Source organism: Dysgonomonas sp. GY75, assembly GCF_015234155.1.
GTDB classification, from domain to species: domain Bacteria; phylum Bacteroidota; class Bacteroidia; order Bacteroidales; family Dysgonomonadaceae; genus Dysgonomonas; species Dysgonomonas gadei.
Window position 1 is genome coordinate 39386 of sequence record NZ_JADCLQ010000032.1, and the last position, 19542, is coordinate 58927.

At 38.3% G+C, this 19542-nt stretch carries 17 protein-coding genes; all 17 read left to right on the forward strand.

Annotated elements, in window-relative coordinates; all coding sequences use genetic code 11:
- Positions 1-14: 14 nt before the first annotated feature.
- Positions 15-1544, forward strand: a complete 1530-nt coding sequence (locus IR083_RS11805) for a lipopolysaccharide biosynthesis protein (RefSeq protein WP_194224478.1) — start codon at positions 15-17, stop codon at positions 1542-1544.
- Positions 1532-2425 carry an alpha-1,2-fucosyltransferase gene (locus IR083_RS11810; RefSeq protein WP_194224479.1) on the forward strand — a complete coding sequence of 298 codons (894 nt, stop codon included), beginning with the start codon at positions 1532-1534 and terminating at the stop codon, positions 2423-2425. Before IR083_RS11805 ends, IR083_RS11810 begins: the two co-directional genes overlap by 13 nt.
- A gap of 18 nt (positions 2426-2443) precedes the next feature.
- Positions 2444-3436: a glycosyltransferase family 2 protein gene (locus IR083_RS11815; RefSeq protein WP_194224480.1), complete on the forward strand. Its 993-nt coding sequence runs from the start codon at positions 2444-2446 to the stop codon at positions 3434-3436.
- A 281-nt stretch (positions 3437-3717) separates the two neighbouring features.
- Complete coding sequence (locus tag IR083_RS11820) at positions 3718-4071, forward strand: serine O-acetyltransferase (RefSeq protein WP_194224481.1); 354 nt, start codon at positions 3718-3720, stop codon at positions 4069-4071.
- Positions 4071-5201: a glycosyltransferase family 4 protein gene (locus tag IR083_RS11825; protein ID WP_194224482.1), complete on the forward strand. Its 1131-nt coding sequence runs from the start codon at positions 4071-4073 to the stop codon at positions 5199-5201. The genes IR083_RS11820 and IR083_RS11825 overlap by 1 nt, the downstream gene beginning before the upstream one ends.
- Complete coding sequence (locus IR083_RS11830; protein WP_194224483.1) at positions 5198-6418, forward strand: glycosyltransferase family 4 protein; 1221 nt, start codon at positions 5198-5200, stop codon at positions 6416-6418. The genes IR083_RS11825 and IR083_RS11830 overlap by 4 nt, the downstream gene beginning before the upstream one ends.
- A complete protein-coding gene (locus IR083_RS11835) occupies positions 6415-7566 on the forward strand; it encodes an O-antigen ligase family protein (protein WP_194224484.1) in 1152 nt (383 codons plus the stop codon). Before IR083_RS11830 ends, IR083_RS11835 begins: the two co-directional genes overlap by 4 nt.
- Positions 7544-8392 (forward strand): alpha-1,2-fucosyltransferase, encoded by an 849-nt coding sequence (locus tag IR083_RS11840; protein WP_194224485.1) that lies wholly within the window; start codon positions 7544-7546, stop codon positions 8390-8392. The genes IR083_RS11835 and IR083_RS11840 overlap by 23 nt, the downstream gene beginning before the upstream one ends.
- Complete coding sequence (locus tag IR083_RS11845; protein ID WP_194224486.1) at positions 8382-9425, forward strand: glycosyltransferase; 1044 nt, start codon at positions 8382-8384, stop codon at positions 9423-9425. Before IR083_RS11840 ends, IR083_RS11845 begins: the two co-directional genes overlap by 11 nt.
- Entirely contained in the window at positions 9422-10558 is a 1137-nt protein-coding gene (locus IR083_RS11850; RefSeq protein ID WP_194224487.1) for a glycosyltransferase, read from the forward strand. The genes IR083_RS11845 and IR083_RS11850 overlap by 4 nt, the downstream gene beginning before the upstream one ends.
- Positions 10551-11615 carry an acyltransferase family protein gene (locus IR083_RS11855; RefSeq protein WP_194224488.1) on the forward strand — a complete coding sequence of 355 codons (1065 nt, stop codon included), beginning with the start codon at positions 10551-10553 and terminating at the stop codon, positions 11613-11615. Before IR083_RS11850 ends, IR083_RS11855 begins: the two co-directional genes overlap by 8 nt.
- Positions 11612-12166 (forward strand): putative colanic acid biosynthesis acetyltransferase, encoded by a 555-nt coding sequence (locus IR083_RS11860; protein ID WP_194224489.1) that lies wholly within the window; start codon positions 11612-11614, stop codon positions 12164-12166. The genes IR083_RS11855 and IR083_RS11860 overlap by 4 nt, the downstream gene beginning before the upstream one ends.
- The gene (locus IR083_RS11865; protein ID WP_194224490.1) at positions 12159-13070 is read left to right on the forward strand and encodes a glycosyltransferase family 2 protein; all 912 of its coding nucleotides are present in this window, start codon (positions 12159-12161) and stop codon (positions 13068-13070) included. Before IR083_RS11860 ends, IR083_RS11865 begins: the two co-directional genes overlap by 8 nt.
- A 76-nt stretch (positions 13071-13146) precedes the next feature.
- Positions 13147-13923, forward strand: coding sequence for a glycosyltransferase family 2 protein (locus IR083_RS11870; RefSeq protein WP_194224491.1), 777 nt, complete (start codon positions 13147-13149; stop codon positions 13921-13923).
- Positions 13924-14267: 344 nt separating this feature from the next.
- The gene (locus IR083_RS11875; protein ID WP_006798100.1) at positions 14268-14846 is read left to right on the forward strand and encodes a hypothetical protein; all 579 of its coding nucleotides are present in this window, start codon (positions 14268-14270) and stop codon (positions 14844-14846) included.
- A 31-nt stretch (positions 14847-14877) separates the two neighbouring features.
- Positions 14878-18021 carry a SusC/RagA family TonB-linked outer membrane protein gene (locus IR083_RS11880; protein WP_194224492.1) on the forward strand — a complete coding sequence of 1048 codons (3144 nt, stop codon included), beginning with the start codon at positions 14878-14880 and terminating at the stop codon, positions 18019-18021.
- Between the two features lie 35 nt (positions 18022-18056).
- Entirely contained in the window at positions 18057-19535 is a 1479-nt protein-coding gene (locus IR083_RS11885; RefSeq protein WP_194224493.1) for a SusD/RagB family nutrient-binding outer membrane lipoprotein, read from the forward strand.
- Positions 19536-19542 lie beyond the last annotated feature (7 nt).

Genomic DNA, 19542 nt, shown 5'->3' on the forward strand with positions numbered 1-19542 from the left:
AAATAATTCCTTCTATGAGATCCGATACAAGACGAATAGCCAAAAACTCAATTTATCTGTTTACACGGATGGCTCTCATGATGGGAGTTTCTGTATATACCAGCCGGGTTGTACTCGAAAACCTTGGAATAGAGGATTTTGGTATATTTAGTGTAGTAGGAGGGTTGGCTGTATTGTTTAGCTTCTTCAATAATGCCCTTAATACTTCCACCCAACGGTTCCTTACAGTTTCTATTGGTAAGAATAATGTAATGGAAACAAAGAGGGTATTTTCGATGAGTATGAATTGTCATATGATCATTTCATTTGTGATTCTAATACTTGCCGAAACTGTGGGACTATGGCTCTTAAATACTCAACTGAATATACCTGAGGCGAAAATGCATGCCGCCAACTGGGTTTATCAGCTGACATTACTTTCATGTCTTTTGGGTATATTAAATGTACCCTATACCGGTTCTATTATCGCTTATGAGAAGATGTCGTATTTTGCATGGTCCAGTGTTATCAGCGCAATGCTCAAGCTCGGTGTGGCATGGCTTATTGCAATAAGCACTTCAGAGCGATTGATTTTTTACACAGCATTACTTGTAGTTGCCAGTATCATTAAATTCGTAATAGACCATATCTACTGTCGTATCCGGTTTTCGGTATGTCGCTATAGTTATCAGTGGGATAGGAATCTATTTAAAGAGATGATATCTTTTACAGGTTGGAACATTCTGAAAATGGGGGCGGTAATGGGTGTCTCGCAGGGAAATAATATTCTTATAAATATTTATGGAGGTACTGTCGCAAGTGCAGCCATGGGTATTGCCAACCAAGTCAATGGAAATGTATACGGATTTATGCAAAATGTACAAACTGCATTCAATCCGCAGATCACAAAAACAATATCATGCAACCAAACAGAGGATTATCAATCATTAATCAGGATGTGTGCAAAAGTCTCTTCCTATCTCCTTTTTTTTCTTGCAGTTCCTCTTGTGCTGGAAATGGATATTATTCTGAAATTATGGTTGAAAGATGTTCCTCTCAATACAGGAATTTTATGTGTATTCTCTATTGCGTCTGTTTACATCGATTCATTAACCGGTCCTCTCTCGGCTGCTGTGATGGCACATGGTTCTGTTCAACGGTATCAGATCGTGACTTCCGTCTTATGGCTAATATCTATCCCAGCAGCCTGGTTGTATTTCCAAATAGGAATGCCCTTCGAGTATATTTTGATATCAAAGATTATCGCTCAAGTCATAATATTAGGTTATTCTCTATATTTTCTTAAAAAAAATATCGTTTTTGACGTATCGTCATTTATCAGAAATGAATGCCTTACGACCTTGGTCGTTTTGATAAGTAGTTTATGGATCAGTTATCTTATAATAAGCAATTTTCATTATTCCGTTTTAGGTAACTTATTATTGTCTGTCATATCATCATGGGCAATTTTAATAATTATAATATTAGCGATTGGACTCACACATAGAGAAAGAATCGCAGTCAAAAACCTGTTGTTAAAAAAAGCAATTGCATGGAAAAAGTAATAAGATTTATATACAGGGGAGGCTTAGGCAATCAATTATTTGAATATGCAGCAATGCTCTATATAAAGAAGAATTTTCCTGAAGTGAAAATCATACCCGATTTTGGAGAATATTACTATGATTGTTTTCATAACGGGATCGGGATTCAGAAAATTTTCCACACAGATTTTGCAGGGGAAATTAATAAGATTGAATATTTCCGGAAGTCTTATAATAAAAAAGAGTCTAAGGTACATCGGATAGCAAGAATTGCTTGGTATAAATTGTCAGGGTATAAGACTTTTTATAATTCAGCTATAATTACCCCCAATAAAATGGCAAAAGTTATTGATAGCAATCAAAAAATGATATTTGCCGGATTTTTTCAGAATGACACATTTGCTTCTGCCATAAAAAAAGATTTACAGAGGGACTTGATACAATATGCCTCCCTGGGTGCGGATAATGACGGACTACTTGCCCGAATAAAAGAACGTTACAGTATCAGTTTACATATTCGCAGGGGGGATTACATCGGTCTTCCCCTTTATGATGTCTTTAATGGTACAGAATATTATCAGCGTGCAATCTCTTATTTTAAAATAAAATATCATAATCCTGTGTTTGTAATATTCTCTGATGATATTCCTTGGGTTAAGGAAAATCTCATTATTGGATGCGATTGTGAATATGTGGATTGGAATAATGGAGTAGATTCCTTCAAAGACTTGATTGTGATGTCCCATTGCGCTCATAATATTATTGCTAACAGTAGCTTTAGCTGGTGGGGTGCATGGCTTAATCAGAATCCCGCTAAAATAGTTATATCTCCCCAAAATTGGTTTATAGGAAAAACGAGCGATGAGGTGGTGCCTTGCGATTGGTTGAGGTTTGATAATTAAACAGAATACTATAATCCTATGATTTCTATTATAGTACCGGTATATAATGTAGAAAAATATATTGTCGAATGTATAGAATCTATACTGGCACAAACATATACAAACTGGGAATTATTTCTCATTAATGACGGCAGCACTGACTCTTCCGGTGATATATGTCGGGGCTATGCCCATAAAGATAACCGCATTGCGTATATCAGGACGGAAAACCAGGGTGCATGTCATGCGAGAAATACAGGTTTGGAGAAGGCTAAGGGAGAATACATATTTTTTATGGATTCGGATGATATGCTAATGCCCGATGCATTACAGATATTACTTGACAAATTTGCTGTCGCTCAGGTAGAACTCGTTTGCGGCGAATGTCAAGCTATGTATAAGAATGGAAAAGATTATAACTATAAACGGCCGGTTTTCCCTGATAAAATAACATCAGGCAATCAAATGCTAAAAGATATATTGACCTATAATACATTATGTTCGATATGGGGAAAACTATACAAGAGGGACCTTATCGGATCGATTAGGTTTGAGGAAAACTTAAAATTGGGGCAAGATATCCATTTCCTTACTACTTTATTTAGCGAAAGATCATGCTCTGTTTTGAGATGTCCGGAAAAGATTTATCGTTACCGTATATTGCAAAATTCAATTTCACATTCAAAACAAGCCATTCTCATTGATAAAATTCAGAACTATATCGAAAACATGATACAACTTCGTATTAAATGTAACAAATATATTTCTAAAAACTGTGCCGAAGAGTACTCTTATAACGTTTGTCATAATATATTGTATTGTATATACTTAACGGGTCTGGTAAAACGGACTGAACGCTGGCAGCTCGACATGTTAAAATCTGAAGTACTACATATTAAGACTATTAACGATGGGCATACACGGGATATAAAGTCGTTACTGAGATCAGACAAACCCGGTATTTCATGGACATTGACGTTTCGCCACCTTACTGGTTCTGTTAAAAATGTAGTGCGTAAGTATATGAAGTAATTTAATATTCGGTGTAGAATTTGCCCCGATTCAATAAACATCAATCCCCGTATTTATTAATGAAACTATTATTTTTGAACAGTATATTCAAAGCCATCTTATATTCTCCTATAATCTTTACATACTGCTGGAAACGAAAAAATCATTTTATAGAAAAAGATTTAGATGCAGCAGAGAAATTATGTAAATGGCATCGGCGTGATTCGCGATTTTTATCTTATCTGAATTTTATATGTTTTTTGCCGGAATACAGGGCAGTCTATCTATACAGGTTAGGTAGAATGGGAAATATTCTATCAATCATTTATTCTAATAAATTATTGTTATTTATACATACGTCAAATATTGGCGGAGGGCTGTTTATACAGCATGGACACTCTACAAGGATAGAAGCCGAATCAATAGGAGAAAATTGTCAGATATGGCAGAATGTTACAATAGGAAAGAAGTTTTCGGGTGGCATGCGCCCCCGCATTGGAAATAATGTGAAAATATGTACAGGGGCGTGTGTATTAGGAGATATTCATATTGGAGATAATGTTACTGTGGGAGCAAATGCGGTTGTACTCTCTCATATACCGGATAACTGCATTGCGGTGGGTATTCCTGCCAGAATTATAAATAACAAAGAATAATGCGCGTTCTTTTTATCTCTCATTATCCGGGGCTTGGCGGCGCTAATCATTCGATGATCCATTTAATAGAACATCTGAGAGTATATGACGTCGTACCCTTAGTCTTTATACCTGCTCATGGGCCGGTAGAATTAGAACTTCAAAAAAGAGGAATAGCATATGAAATACACCGGTATGCCTCATTACGTACTGTGGACAAAGGCATCGTATACAATGCATTAGAAGCCGTTTTGAGAGTGGGTGTCAACATCGGGCAGTCTATCAGATTATCCATCAAACTGCGAAACAAAATAGATCTGATCCATTCAAATTCCAGTTTAGTATTCTTAGGTTGGTTTTTTAAAAAAATAATGAGAAAGCCATTAATTTGGCATCTACGGGAATTTGGGCGTGGCGACTACGACCTATGTTTTCCATTGGGAAGAAAAATCTCTGCTAAATGTTATGAAGACGCTGATGTCATGGTCGCAATTTCTCAATCGGTTGCAGGCTATTATATGCAGTCAATATGTCCCGGAGCCAATATGAGGACGATATATAATGGTATAGATGAGAGTAGTATTCTACCCCGTTTTATCCGGAAGGAAGATAAGGTAGCAATATGTATGGCTGGAGGCATAAGCGAACAGAAAAATCAGATAGAACTAATCCGTGCTGTCCGGTTAATAAAAAGTAATAATTTCAGAATTGACATAATTGGAGATGGTGATAAAAAATATATCGACGAACTGAGATCAATTATCAAAGAATACGGATTAGATAACACTATAAAATTTATAGGCCCAAAGGATAATATCGGTGCTATTCTCAAAAATTACAGTATTGGCATTATTACATCGAAAAATGAAGCATTTGGCCGGGTAATTATCGAATATATGCTGGCAAAACTTGCTGTGATAGCGCCTAATGCCGGAGCATGTACAGAATTGGTGTGTAACGGACAAACCGGATTTGTGTACGAGCTTGGCAACACATCAGACTTGGCGAACAAACTCCAATTACTCATTCAAAATGGCGCTGAACGTAACCGTGTAGCTTTATCGGGCTATGATATGGCTATTAATCACTATACGGCCCGGATAAATGCGCAAAAAGTTTATATGCTGTATAAAGAAGTTATGAAAGTATGATTTATTTGGTAATAACGCCGTTTTTCCCACTTCCCGGTCACTATTGGGGCGGTTATGTATATGATCAGGTGAAAGCTATTATCAATACCAACAAGTATGAGCGTGTAATAGTACTGCGTAGTCTGAACCTGAACAAAACATTCAATTACCAATTTGAAGGGATAGATGTTATTGGTTTGCCAATGTTTCAAATGCCTTCTATGGTGATGAACGGCTTACAAGGTTTATGGAACGTTCGGATGCTGAAACAAACCCTGGAAAAACACTCAATTAATATATCCGATATTGCTGTTGCCCATATCCATACAGCAGGTTTTGCATATTATGCAACATCTTTGAAGCAGTGGAACAGGCAAATCATTACTCTGCTCCAGCATCACGACCTGGATCCGATAGGAATAAATAGTGGTAAATTATCGGATAAGAAATGGAATATCCGGATAAAAGCACGAATTGCTTACCATCATTTTAAAGATGTTGATTGTCATGTATGTATCAGTGAGTCGTGTGAAACGAATCTTCGCATGTTTCCTAAGATAAGAAAAGAAGAGAAATACGCTCCATACATCAATAAACTTCTTAAAATGCAGGGATTAACACATCCTCCGGTTAATAATGTTTATGTATTGTATAACGGGGTCGATTGCAGTAAGTTCTTCCCTATGGCAGCAGACAGAGCAACTGAAGATTTTGTTATTGGCTGCATCGGCCGCTTTAATGATCTTAAAAATCAGATGACACTAATAAAAGCGGTTGAGTATCTTTATTGTAATGGTGAACGGGATATTCGATTGAAACTTATTGGAACCGGACCGCTAAGAAATAATTGTGAACAATATATAAAGGATAAAAATCTACAGGAAATAATCAATTTCGAACCGGAATGTGCACATAATCAATTGTTCCGTTTCTATAACTCCATAGATTTATTTTGCCTGCCCTCTTATTTTGAAGGCTTCGGCTGCATTTTCACTGAAGCCTATGCCTGTGGAAAGCCATTTATGACTTGCAGACATCAGGGAACGGAAGCCTTATTAGATGAGGAGACGAAAAAGCATTTTATGCTTAGCTACCCCACCGATTACATAGCATTGGCAAATCTTATTAGTGATTATAAGGAAAAGCGCTATCCGTTTGTATTAACAAAACCCCACGATATAAACAGACTCATGGATACTTTCTGTAAATGGTTGGAAAATTATAAACAAACGCTATGAGTGCAATCGGTAAATACGCTTTATTATTACTTTTGATAGGAAATCTGGCCAGTCAATATGTCCCTTTCAATCCCATAGCCGGCATAATTTTTTATGGTACTCTTGTATTAGGTGCTATGTATTGTATATATAACTGTAAAGGACTTTTTATAAAAGATAATATTAAAGCTGCTTCTTTTATTTTTGTCTTTGTCGCTATGTACCTTTTATACCAATTCACTTTCGGACTATTTTACATTGAAAAAATAAGCCTGATGTATCTTGCTGCTAAGATAACGGTTCTACTCATTATCTTTTGGGGTATTACGCTCCATTATGAGTTCTATTATCGTAAGATAATACCTTATTTATCTATTACAATAGCTATTCTTATAGTCTATGGACTTTTTTTCCATAATTATATTATTCATGGCCGTTTTACTCTGGGCTTTGGTAACCCAAACAGTACGAGTGCCATAGCAGCCATTGGGTTTGCAGCTTTTTTATTAATAAAAATGCCAAGTAAATACATAAGCATTGCAGGTGTAATAATATGCCTGTTTGGAGTTCTCGCCGGAGGAAGCCGTGCTTCAATAATGGTGTGTATGATTGCTTTATTTTTCAAGTATAGATTTTCGGTAAAAACAGTTGTTTTGATTATCGGATGCCTGCTTGTCGCTCTTTATATAATCCCTATGACGGGATACAAAGTAATCGGACTGGATAGAATCATGGATGTTTTTGCAAACGGAAACTTTGTCGGGTCACGTCAGGATGTGCGGAAAGCCACAATGATGATGATTAACGAGCACCCGGTTATAGGCTGGGGCTTAAGAACGGGTATTCAGGGAGAGGCAGCTAAACTTACCACAATGGGGGCGCATAATGGCTATTTGGATACGATAAAAGCTATAGGATATCCATATGCGGCTATTTTATTTGGAGCATGCATATACATCTTTTATCGTATGCGGTTATTGTTCAAAGAAAAATCACCATACGTGAAGTTTCATCTGTTTGTAATAATATCCGTTTTGTTGGCTGCCATGTATGAGTCATATATAATAGGTGTAAATCAGATCATTACAAATCTGCTGTTCGTGTCAGTCGCTGTTTTGGAATATCGTTGTTATTATAATATTCAAGATGAAGACACAGAAGAACATTAATTTGTACGATTATCCTCGACTTTCAGATAAAGATTTCGGCTGGATAAGGCTTTCCGGGCCGGGGCTGGCTAATTGTATGTTTGTTGCGGCCCGCGCATATATCAATTCCCAAATATACGGAACAACGTTTATTGCGCCCACCTGGTGTAAAATAAGTATTGGGCCATGGCTTCGCAACGAAAAAGACAAACGGATATATAACCGTTTGTTTGAGAATATAGGTATTTCCGGAACTAAAAAGTTGGTATTGATAATAAAAAGCCGCTTGTTCAAAACTTCCAATATAAGAATTGTTTCGGGGCTGGCTGATTATTTCGTTGATTTGAACGGGCACTATCCGCTGGTTAAAGATTATTTTGAAAAAATAGTAAGAGAAGAAACTATCTCTAATGTATCGGAAGCTGAACTGTCCAATACAATAGCAGTTCATGTCCGTTTAGGCGATTACACCCCTGAATACCGCATTGATATAGATTGGTATAAAGGAATAATTGAAAATATTCTGATCGAAAATAAAAACCAGCAATTCCTCGTGTTTTCGGACGGAACAGACAACGAACTGGCGCCCCTTCTAACGATATCTAATGTGAAGCGGGTATTCTTCGGAAATGCTTTCGCCGATATGTATGCCATCAGTAAATGCAAGTTTACAATAGCATCAGATTCTACCTTCTCGGCATGGGGTGCCTTTCTGGGGCAAAAACCGATTATTTTCAGCCGAAGGCATTTCCCTCCGGTATACCGGGGCGATATTCCCGAGTCGGTTTTAGGACAATCCACTGAAATCCCCAATAAATTTAAAATTTTGCTGAATTATGAAACGTAAATATGACTTTGTGTACCTAACGAATACACCTTCGTTTTACAAACTTAATCTTTGCAACGAAATAGCCGGAAGTCACACTCTGCTGTTAGTGCTTTATGGTTACGATACGGAAGCTGTGAACGCAGAACTTAATGATAAAAGCGACAGGAAGTTCGACTTCGAATTTATATACAATGGAAATGCCCGGCGGCGTAATATGGTTCTGTCATTCTTCCGTCTCTTGAAGTTGATGAAATCGATTGATGCAAAAAAAATATTGTTTGCCGGTTGGTTAGCACCCGAATATAATTTATATAGTTTCATATCGCCGAGACGAAAGAATGTTATGGTCTGCGAGTCCTCCGTTTTCGATGTGTCATTTGCCGGACTTGCCGGATGGGCAAAGCATAGAATTATTAACCGTATGAATGCCACATTACCATCGGGACAACCTCATGCCGAACTATTCAAGTCCGTTGGATTCAATGGAACACAACATATTACCGGAAGTGTAGGCATATTCCATAAACCCGGAAAGAAGACGAAACTATATCACAATACATTACGATATATTTACGTAGGACGATTGATAGATGTAAAAAATATAGATTTACTTATAGATGTCTTCAACCGGAACGGGAAGTTTTTAACCATCGTAGGACAAGGTATATTAGAGAAAGAGCTGAAAGCTAAAGCAAAAGGCAATATTACATTTTCCGGCTTTATCAATAACCATAAACTAGGTGGGGTATATCAAACTCACGATGTATTTATTCTTCCATCCAAATACGAGCCGTGGGGATTGGTCGTCGAAGAAGCGATCTATTGGGGATTGCCTGTCATTGTCAGCGATAAAGTTGGCAGTTCGGTCGATCTGGTGAAAAATTTGGGAACCGGTTGTATTTTCCAGTCGGGAAATAGTGATGGATTGATAGATGCTATAGCTGATATGGAAATTAATTATCAAAAATACAAACATTCGACTGATAGTGTATGTTTTGCAGAGCGTGACAGGTTGCAGGTTCTCACTTATTTAAAACTTCTTGAAGAATGAAAGTTCTGCAAACAATTGCGGGGTTCAGTGCGAAATCGGGTGGAATCTCAACGAGTGTTTATGACCTTATCTCAGCCATTCAATACCAAGCCGGAGATGTCGACCTCCTCACTCCGCAAGTCACCGCTTCTATGGACCTGCTAATGGGTAACGAGCCATGGATAAAAGTGCTGCCATATGATTATATATCGCCTTATGGCTTTTCGCATAATCTTACACGATTCCTGCACCAGAGCAAATACGATATTTACCATACTAACGGACTTTGGATGCACATCAACCACACCACGTGTAGTACCGCCAGAAAGAAAGGAAAACCGTATATTATCACACCTCATGGCATGCTCTATCCACAGGCTTTAGCACGGTCGGCGTGGAAAAAGAGACTGCTGTTAAACCTTGGATTCAGAAAAGATATTGCAGAAGCTACGGTTATTCAGGCAACATGTATGGATGAATTTCTTTATTATCGTGATTTGGGATTTACCAATCCGGTAGCCATAATTCCTAATCCGGTACCTCACCTGACTCGTTTGTCCAAAATAGAAACTGTACGGGACAAACGAAGAATTGGTTATCTTGGCCGTTTGCATCCCCGAAAAAGAGTGAAGGAACTGATAGAGGCCTGGATATTACTTGGCTACAACGTCAACGATGCGGAGTTAATAATAATGGGGGTAGGAGAGGAGTCTTATGAGCGGGAGTTACACAATCTGGTTCGAAAAAAGGGGCTTAAGAATGTGATTTTTACAGGATTTATTCAAGGGGAGACGAAGTTTGAAAAATTAGCGTCTCTTACTGCTCTATGTGTTCCAAGCGACTTTGAGAATTTTGGGATGATTATACCTGAGGCTCTCTCTGCCGGGACACCAGTTATTACAAGCAAAGGTACTCCATGGCAGATTCTTAATGAACGAAAATGTGGTTGGTGGATAAACAATGATATAACTACGCTTTCCTCTACAATTCAACTGGCATTCTCTAAAACCGATATAGAAATAGCTGAAATGGGGCAATATGGCAAAATACTTGTTGAAGAAAATTTCAGTGATGAAAGAGTGGCCAAAAAAATGCTCCGCCTTTACGACTATATATCTGATGGAGGGGAAAAGCCTGAATTTATATATGAATAATAAAATATCACCCTATCTGAGTCAGAAACTCCGTATATTGTCTTTGGTGGCAATACTTATGGTAATATATGTGCACATGTATTATACCGAAGGGGCAGCCTATGACATTCTTCGTTTCTTCGAAACCTTTATCGGAGATGGCCTGTGCCTTGTTGCAGTCCCTTTGTTCTATGCGATTTCCGGCTATTTGTTTTTTGTGAAAATACCTGACGGTATCCGGTCAATTTTCCCGAAAATGCGTAAGCGTGTACGGACATTGCTTACACCTTACTTTTTAGCCAATACGCTGACACTCCTTTTCTATATCACGCTGAATTTCATTGCACTGAAAATTCCGGCAATTGATTCTGTTTTGAACTTCAGAGTATTGGATACTATCAATAAAGGATTAATTGAAACACTGACCCTCACATATATCAGTCCGCCTATTGCATTTCAGTTATGGTTCGTCCGTAATTTAATGGTAATAATATTATTTTCACCTTTTATCTACCTGTGGCTGCATTATACAGTAAAGGCAAAAACTAAGTACGGTCTCACCTCTTACATTATTATATGGATATTTTTATTTTTGTTTGGTGCCGGAAATGGTTATACCGTAGCTTTGATGTGGTTTTCATTAGGTGGATTCATGGCCTTATCCACAATAGAATTTCATTGGACAATAAGAAAACCGGATGTTGTTTTCTTATCTGTTTATCTTTGTCTATCGGTGTTTCATGCCTTAAATCTGTTCTCCCCAATAATAACTCCGTGGATTCCTCTTTTTGGTATTCCGGCTATTTGGTTTATCTATGACCGGCTGACGCGTGGAAAATTGATAAAGAACCTGATTCCGGGTGAACTGTGTAATTATACATTCTTTGTCTACCTGATCCACGAGCCATTTCTCAATGTATTCAAGAAGCTACCACTACTGATTTCCAAAAACGAATATTGGATGACAGCCTGCTATCTGCTGATCCCGATAATATTCGTTATTGTGGCCTGCATAATCGGGCATTATTTTAAGAAATATATTCCAAAATTCTATACTATTTATACAGGTGGAAGATGAATGAAATTGACTTATCCAAATATGTAAACCCATTTGGGGCGAACCATCAGGCTATACGTTTTATCTGGTCAATTGTTTGGGCACTTTTTGCCAGTTGGCTACCACGTAGCCTTGGTAGCAAATGGAAGCGTTTTTTGCTCCGGATTTTTGGAGCGAAGATAGATGCGACCGCCGTGATTTATTCATCTGCAAGGATATACTATCCGGCAAATTTGATAATGGAACATTATTCTTGTCTGGCTTCGGAGGTAAATTGCTACAATGTCGCCCTTGTTAAAATCGGAGCAAACTCAACAATATCGCAAGGAGCTTATCTCTGTACGGCAAGCCATGATATAAATAATCCGCTCCACCCATTGGTTACAGCTCCTATCGTCATAGAAGATCAGGCATGGGTTGCTTCCGGCGCTTTTGTCGGCATGGGAGTTACGATTAGGCAGGGCGCAGTAGTGGGTGCCTGTGCCGCCGTATTCAGGGATGTAGAACCATGGACTGTAGTCGGTGGTAATCCTGCTAAGTTCATAAAAAGAAGAGTTATACAAGATGCTTGACCTGACAGTTATTATTCTTACCAAAGACGAACAATTACACATCAAACGGTGCTTGGAGTGTGTAAATCAATTAGCCCGAAAGATATATGTAGTGGACTGTTTTTCCACAGATAGAACGCAAGAAATAGCCCGTTCGCTTGGAGCTGAAGTAGTAGAAAAGCAATGGCCGGGTAATCAGGCTGCCCAATTTAACTGGGCATTGGAACATCTTTATATTGACACAGAGTGGGTTCTACGGTTAGATGCCGACGAATATCTTTTACCTGAACTAATTGAAGAACTGCAAAATAAAATTCCTCTTTTAACACAGGATGTTACCGGTATTGTGTTCTATCGCCGGCATATTTTCATGGGGCGATGGATGAAAAGAGGTATTTATCCGGTAAAAATGCTCAGAATGTTTCGCAAAGGGAAGGCGGTATGTGAGCAGCGACTGATGGATGAACACCTCAGGATTACAGAAGGACGAACGGAGGAATACGAGAATGATTTCTGCGATCATAACCTCAATGATATATCGTGGTTTTGCCGCAAGCATGTAAATTATGCAATACGTGAGGCTGCCGAAATGCTCGATCTGGAATATAATTTGTCTGATTTTTCCAGTGAAGGCACAACAAATGGACTTAGTGAGCAAACCTTGGAAAAACGACAAAAAAAACTCAAATATGCTAGTCAACCCCTTTTTTTGCGATCCTTCGCTTACTTTTTGTACCGCTATATTATCAGGGGAGCATGGCGAGAGGGCAAGGAGGGATTTATCTTCACTTTTATTCAGGGATGGTGGTACCGGACATTAGTTGATGCCAATATATATGAAATAAAGAAGGAATGTGGAATGGACAAAGAGAAAATTTGCAATTTATTAGCTGACAAATATCAGATTTCCATAAGAAAGCGCTGAATATTATAGAACTCCATATAGTAAAGGTCCCTCTATATCTTATATTTACTATTGATCTTATAGATATAAATCAAATATGTTAATATCAGTCATAACAGCCACTTATAATAGTGAAGCAACAATAAGGGATACTATTGAAAGTGTCTTGTGTCAGACCTACCGGAACATTCAATACATTATTGTTGACGGGGCATCAAAGGACAACACAATGAGTATCGTCAAAGAATATGAGCCTCGCTTTGCTGGCAGAATGCAGTGGATTAGTGAATCCGATAATGGCATATATGATGCGATGAACAAAGGCATAGCAATGGCTACGGGCGATGTGGTAGGCATCCTTAATAGTGATGATTTCTACACCTCTGACGAGGTTCTCGAAATTCTTGTCAGAGAACTCAGGTTATCAAATGTGGATGCAGTGTATGGAGATATTCATTATGTGAAGCATAATCGTCTGGATAAATGCGTGCGCTACTATTCATCTGCAAATTTCCGGAGATGGAAGATGCGGATGGGATGGATGCCAGCTCACCCTTCATTCTATTGTAGAAAATCGGTGTATAATAGGTATGGTACTTTTGACTGTGACTTCAAAATCGGCTCAGATTTTGAAAATCTCCTGCGATTGATCTTTGTGAATAGGATTCAGATAAAATATGTACCGTTAGATTGTGTGACAATGCGTACCGGAGGAGCCTCCACATTAGGTATATCAAGCCATATGCAGATATTGAGGGATCATATGCTGGCATACAAAAAGAATGGAATCTATTCAAATCACATATTGGAAAGTTCACGTTACATAGAGAAAGTTTTACAAATATCATTTAATAAACTGAAAAGAGATTTTTGAATACTTCTGTATTATTAAAGACTACCAGACAGTACATTTTTCACAGAAATTATGCGGGACTGCCCATACTTGCATCTTTATACATTCCCTCTCCCTGACAATTTTTTCCACAATTCACATCTATTACAAAACAGTATTTTACTTCTCCTTTTTTGAAGCGTCCGCTTCATTAATATTAACACCCCTAAATTTACGAATAATTCAGTGTGTTTATTATCAAGCATATGTATTTTTATTTTTCAACTTACTCAATAGTTAATTAACCGCAATGTCACATCGTATTAATTAGTGCGAAATATTGACACTCTACATTTGTGCAATAAATTTAAAATAGCATAAAATGTATGAAAACAATTAATCGGTTATCTCTATTTATTATAATGCTCGGAATAATACTTAATATTTCGGCTCAGAACTATTATGCAAGCAATCATCGTGGCATTGAAAATAAAACGGATATAATTACTGTAAAAACAGCAAACGAAGATGATGCGAGAAATAAGACATATGTGTGGGAGTTCGATTCCTCGGTGCCATCGACATTTGATAACAATACTATCCAGAAAGCAGAAGATCATGAATTCGGTTCTAAAGTCGCATGCCTCAAAGTCCTGATGGAAGAGTATTATGTGACTCAGGAAGAGGTTGTACCCGGAGACCCGATGAGACGGACAATAATTAAGAAACCGAACATTTATAATGTGACACGCAAAATAGAAAAGCATTTAAAAAAAGAAGTGAAGAAAGGAAATATTGCTTTGGAGAAGGCGACTAACGACTTCACTCACATTTTAGAAGTCAGCCTTACTATCGTAAACGAAGTTGACACAGAGGCTTTTGAGGGTGCCCTGGACCAAAATAAGAAAAACATAGAAGACCAAATCAGTATATTCAATCAGGTGAAAATAAACAACATCTACTAAGTATCAAATAATTTGACTTAAAAACCAATAAATGAAAACATTACTAGCACTATTTGGGGTAGTATTCTTACTACTCCCGGGGATGGTACATGCCCAAACGGTTAAAGGATCTGTAAAAGATAAGAAAGGAGAAACACTCATTGGAGTTAATATTAGTATTAAAAATACTGCAAGAGGTGTCATTACCGATTTTGACGGTAATTATGAAATAAAAGCTGCCGGCGACGAAATCCTGGTTTTCTCTTACATGGGGTTTGTTTCTCAGGAAGTGAAAGTCGATAACAGGACTATCATAGACATTATAATGTCCGAAGAGTCGCAAAATCTTGATGAAGTTGTTGTGACGGCTATCGGGATTAAACAACAGAAGAAAAAGCTGGGATACACGACTCAGCAGATAGATAATGAGTCTCTTGGTGAGTCTCAGACTATGAATGTGGGTAGTGCCCTGTCGGGGCAAATTGCCGGACTTACGGTAACTAACCCGACCGGACTGTTTCAGGCACCGTCATTCTCACTCAGAGGAAAAAATCCCTTGATCGTATTGGATGGCATTCCTATTGAAACAGATTTTTTTGATCTTGGAAGCGAGAATATAGAAAGTGTAAACGTATTGAAAGGGCCGACGGCTTCCGCTTTGTACGGTTCACGGGGTAAAAACGGAGCTATACTTATCACGAGTAAATCTGCAAAAAAAGATGGGCTGGAAATTACTGTCAGCACAAGCAATATGATAACTGCCGGTTTTACAGTATATCCCGAATCTCAGAAAACATATGGTAGCGGTTCTAATGGTAAATACGAATTTTGGGACGGAGCCGATGGTGGTATTTCGGACGGAGATATGACCTGGGGACCAAAATTGAATACAGGACAGAAGATCGCCCAGTGGAACAGTCCGATCCGGAATAAACAAACGGGAGAAGTCATTGAATGGTACGGGAATGTTTCGGGTACAATTTACGATGATAAATCATTGTATGAACGTGTCCCGATCGACTGGGTATCACACGATAATCTTGAAGATTTTTTAGGTACCGGTGTCGTTACAAATAATAACTTCTCCGTATCATACAAAGGGGCTAAAGCCCGTTATTATGCATCGGGGAAATACGCTTATCAAAAAGGACAGGTGCCTAACACTTCACTTCAAACAACCGGATTGAATTTTAACTCGTCATTTGATATTACCAATAATATCCAACTCGATGCGTCATTAGCCTATAATAAGGTATATTCTCCTAATTATCCGAGATATGGATATGGACCCAAAAATCATATGTACACAATATTGCTCTGGATGGGTAACGATGTGAATGGGAAAGAACTTCAGAAACACCAATGGGTTCCCGGACTGGAAGGTTATAGACAAGCCAATTACAACTATGCCTGGTATAATAATCCATACTTTGCAACAGAAGAGTTGCAGCAAAAGAGAGACCAGGACATACTGGATGGTAAATTGAGACTCAACTGGCAGATACTTCCTAATTTAGGAATACAGGGACGTGCCGCGATGCACCAAATAGGAACATATGAAGACCTTCAGACTCCGAAGTCTTATATGAACTATGGAGATTCACGTGTTGGTGATTTAAAGATATGGAACCGAAATCAACGGAATATCGACGCTGATGTCTTAGCTTCTTATTTTCAACCTGTAACAAGTAAAATTAATTTGACCGCAAATGTCGGAGCTTCAATATTAAATACCAATTACCGGGAAGAATATCAATCCACAGACGGACTTATTGTTCCCGGATTATACAACATGGGTAATTCGCAAGGGCCGACAAATGCAACAAATGTTATTCGCAAAAGGGAAGTTCATAGTATATACGGTTCTGCCAATATCGACTTTTATGATGCTGTATTCTTAAACTTTACAGCCCGCAACGACTGGTCTTCGACCTTACCATCTTCGGAAAATTCATATTTTTATCCTTCAGTTTCGCTAAGTACCCTTGTATCGCAATATGTGAAAATGCCTAAAGCAATAGATTACTTAAAGCTTTACGGATCATGGGCACAGGTATCCAGCGACCTCGATCCGTACAGTATATATGCGACATACCAAAAAGGTGTGACTTATGGTTCGACGCCATCTGTAACTTATCCCGCCAGTCTGGTCAATCCAAATATTAAACCGGAAAAGTCGACTTCCTATGAGTTCGGTTTGTCAACAGCTTTTATAAAAAACAGGATAACATTGGATGCTACTTATTATCATATTAAAGATGAAAATCAGATCATCAATCTGAATGTATCAGAGGCATCCGGATTTACCTCAAGAAAGGTAAACGGGAATGTGTATAATACAAATGGAGTGGAGATAATCCTTGGAGCAAAACCGATTGTCACAAAAGATTTCTCTTGGGATGTAGCCGTAAACTGGAGCCGGTATGTCAGACGCCTCACCGATATTTATGGCGGACAAAGTAAGTATAATGCATTAAGTAAAGGTGACAGGGCAGATGCATATTATGCTACTGTATGGCAAACTTCTGCCGACGGACAATTAATCATTGACCCAAATAGCGGGCTACCGATAAAAGATGCATATCAGAAAAAACTTGGACACCTAGATCCTTCTTGGCGTTTAGGTTTCCAGAATAAGTTTAATATAAAAGATTTCAAAGTTGAGATCGATATAGATGGAGCATGGGGCGGTCTGATAAGATCCGTTACTACCGAAAAGATGTGGTGGGGAGGAAAACATCCAAAATCAACCACATACAGAGATGCAGAATATGAAGCCGGACATGCTATATATGTACCTAAGGGAGTCAATGTTACGGGAGGTGAGCTTACACGGGATGTAAATGGTGCGGTTGTGTCAGATACGCGTACTTATGCGCCTAATACTACGGTTGTGAGTTGGCAGACATGGAGTCAGATTTATCCTTATCAGGCTCAGGTACTGGATTCTGATGATAAAACATTCGCGAATGTATTTGATCGCTCTTATTTCAAATTGAGAAGACTGTCTATTGGTTACGATCTGAAGAAAATAGTTGATCTGGGACAAATAAAATCACTGGATGTCACCTTGTATGGTTACAATCTGTTGATGTGGAAAAAGATACCATACGTAGATCCTGATTATGGTAATGATGACAATCTGCAAGATCCTTCGTCAAGATATATCGGATTTTCTGCAACAATGAAATTTTAATCGAAGTATTTATCCTGTAAATAAGAACGTATTTTATGAAAAAGATTATATTTTTTATTTTTACCATTCTGGTTTGTATGACTTCATGCAATGATCTGGAAGAACTAAACAAGGACCCGAACAATCCAACAGAAACCCATCCTCAGCTTTTGCTTACCCAGATACAATGGACTGCTTTCAGAGAGTTTCAGGGAACATCGCCTCTTTATGCAAATAAAATGCTCGTACAAACAGATGGCGAGAATAGCTATCAATACTATAAATGGAACAGAGGGGATTATTCATATACGAAGATGAAAGACATCAGTAAGATGATGGAGGAAGCCCAAAAGATAAACGAGAACAGCTATATTGCTTTGGGTAAATTCTTTAGAGCTTATTATTTCTACGACATGGCTCTCCGGTTTGGAGACATACCTTATTCGGAAGCGCTAAAAGGTGAATCAGATAATATATTTGCGCCTGTATATGATAACCAGAAGGATGTGATAACAGGTATCCTCGACGAACTGGAGGAGGCCAATACCATTATTGAAAATGAGAAGGCTGCAATTAAAGGAGATATAATTTATAATGGAGATACAGATAAATGGCAACGCCTGATAAACTCGTTCCGCCTGAAAGTTTTATTATCCTTATCTCATAAGGAAAGCGATACAGACCTGAATGTCAAAAGCAAATTCGCTTCAATCGTTCAAAGTGAACCTCTAATGAGCGGCAATCAGGATAATGGGCAATTAGTGTATTTGGATCAGGCGGACAACCGTTATCCGGAATTCAATTCAAGTTCTTTCGGTTCCGGGATGTATATTGACTCTACGTTTATCAAACGGCTTCAGGATCACAAAGATCCTCGCCTATTCTTATTTTGTACTCAAACGAAAGAAGCTAAGGAAGCGGGAAAAGCCATTGATGACTTTACGGCTTACGAAGGCGGAGATCCGGCAGCACCATATGGCACAGTGAATGAGAAGGCGACAAAAGGGAAAGTTTCGAAAGTGTTGGAACGCTTCTATCAGGACCCGACCAATGAGCCTTCGATCTTGTTAGGATATGCAGAATTGCAGTTTATCTTATCAGAGGCTTGTGTCAGAGGCTGGATATCCGGTGATGCGGCTACATACTACAACAATGGTATAAAATCATCATTTAAGTTTTATGAATCGTATGCCAAAGGGTTAGGCGCCTATGTCAGCGAAGATATAGCAAACAGCTACCTGACTAATCCAACGAATAATTTTTCTACAAAATCGACGAATGACGAAAAAATACAAGCTATTGTGTTGCAAAAGTATTTTCAAAGTTTCTTTCAGGGAGGATGGACTCCATTCTATGAAAACTTACGAACCGGTTATCCTGAATTTCATCGCATAAAAGGCGTGGAAATTCCTTATCGCTGGATATATCCGCAATCGGAATATAACTACAATGCGGACAATGTATCAGCAGCTATAACAAGACAATTCGGAAACGGCAATGATAAAATAAATCAAAAAACCTGGTGGTTAAAATAAATATTGA

Coding starts and splice junctions, on each gene's coding strand:
- IR083_RS11845 (WP_194224486.1), top strand. CDS start 8,382: ATGAAACGTAAATATGACTTTGTGTACCTAACGAATACACCTTCGTTT.
- IR083_RS11825 (WP_194224482.1), top strand. CDS start 4,071: ATGCGCGTTCTTTTTATCTCTCATTATCCGGGGCTTGGCGGCGCTAAT.
- IR083_RS11880 (WP_194224492.1), top strand. CDS start 14,878: ATGAAAACATTACTAGCACTATTTGGGGTAGTATTCTTACTACTCCCG.
- IR083_RS11840 (WP_194224485.1), top strand. CDS start 7,544: ATGAAGACACAGAAGAACATTAATTTGTACGATTATCCTCGACTTTCA.
- IR083_RS11835 (WP_194224484.1), top strand. CDS start 6,415: ATGAGTGCAATCGGTAAATACGCTTTATTATTACTTTTGATAGGAAAT.
- IR083_RS11815 (WP_194224480.1), top strand. CDS start 2,444: ATGATTTCTATTATAGTACCGGTATATAATGTAGAAAAATATATTGTC.
- IR083_RS11860 (WP_194224489.1), top strand. CDS start 11,612: ATGAATGAAATTGACTTATCCAAATATGTAAACCCATTTGGGGCGAAC.
- IR083_RS11885 (WP_194224493.1), top strand. CDS start 18,057: ATGAAAAAGATTATATTTTTTATTTTTACCATTCTGGTTTGTATGACT.
- IR083_RS11855 (WP_194224488.1), top strand. CDS start 10,551: ATGAATAATAAAATATCACCCTATCTGAGTCAGAAACTCCGTATATTG.
- IR083_RS11820 (WP_194224481.1), top strand. CDS start 3,718: ATGGGAAATATTCTATCAATCATTTATTCTAATAAATTATTGTTATTT.
- IR083_RS11805 (WP_194224478.1), top strand. CDS start 15: ATGAGATCCGATACAAGACGAATAGCCAAAAACTCAATTTATCTGTTT.
- IR083_RS11865 (WP_194224490.1), top strand. CDS start 12,159: ATGCTTGACCTGACAGTTATTATTCTTACCAAAGACGAACAATTACAC.
- IR083_RS11870 (WP_194224491.1), top strand. CDS start 13,147: ATGTTAATATCAGTCATAACAGCCACTTATAATAGTGAAGCAACAATA.
- IR083_RS11830 (WP_194224483.1), top strand. CDS start 5,198: ATGATTTATTTGGTAATAACGCCGTTTTTCCCACTTCCCGGTCACTAT.
- IR083_RS11875 (WP_006798100.1), top strand. CDS start 14,268: ATGAAAACAATTAATCGGTTATCTCTATTTATTATAATGCTCGGAATA.
- IR083_RS11850 (WP_194224487.1), top strand. CDS start 9,422: ATGAAAGTTCTGCAAACAATTGCGGGGTTCAGTGCGAAATCGGGTGGA.
- IR083_RS11810 (WP_194224479.1), top strand. CDS start 1,532: ATGGAAAAAGTAATAAGATTTATATACAGGGGAGGCTTAGGCAATCAA.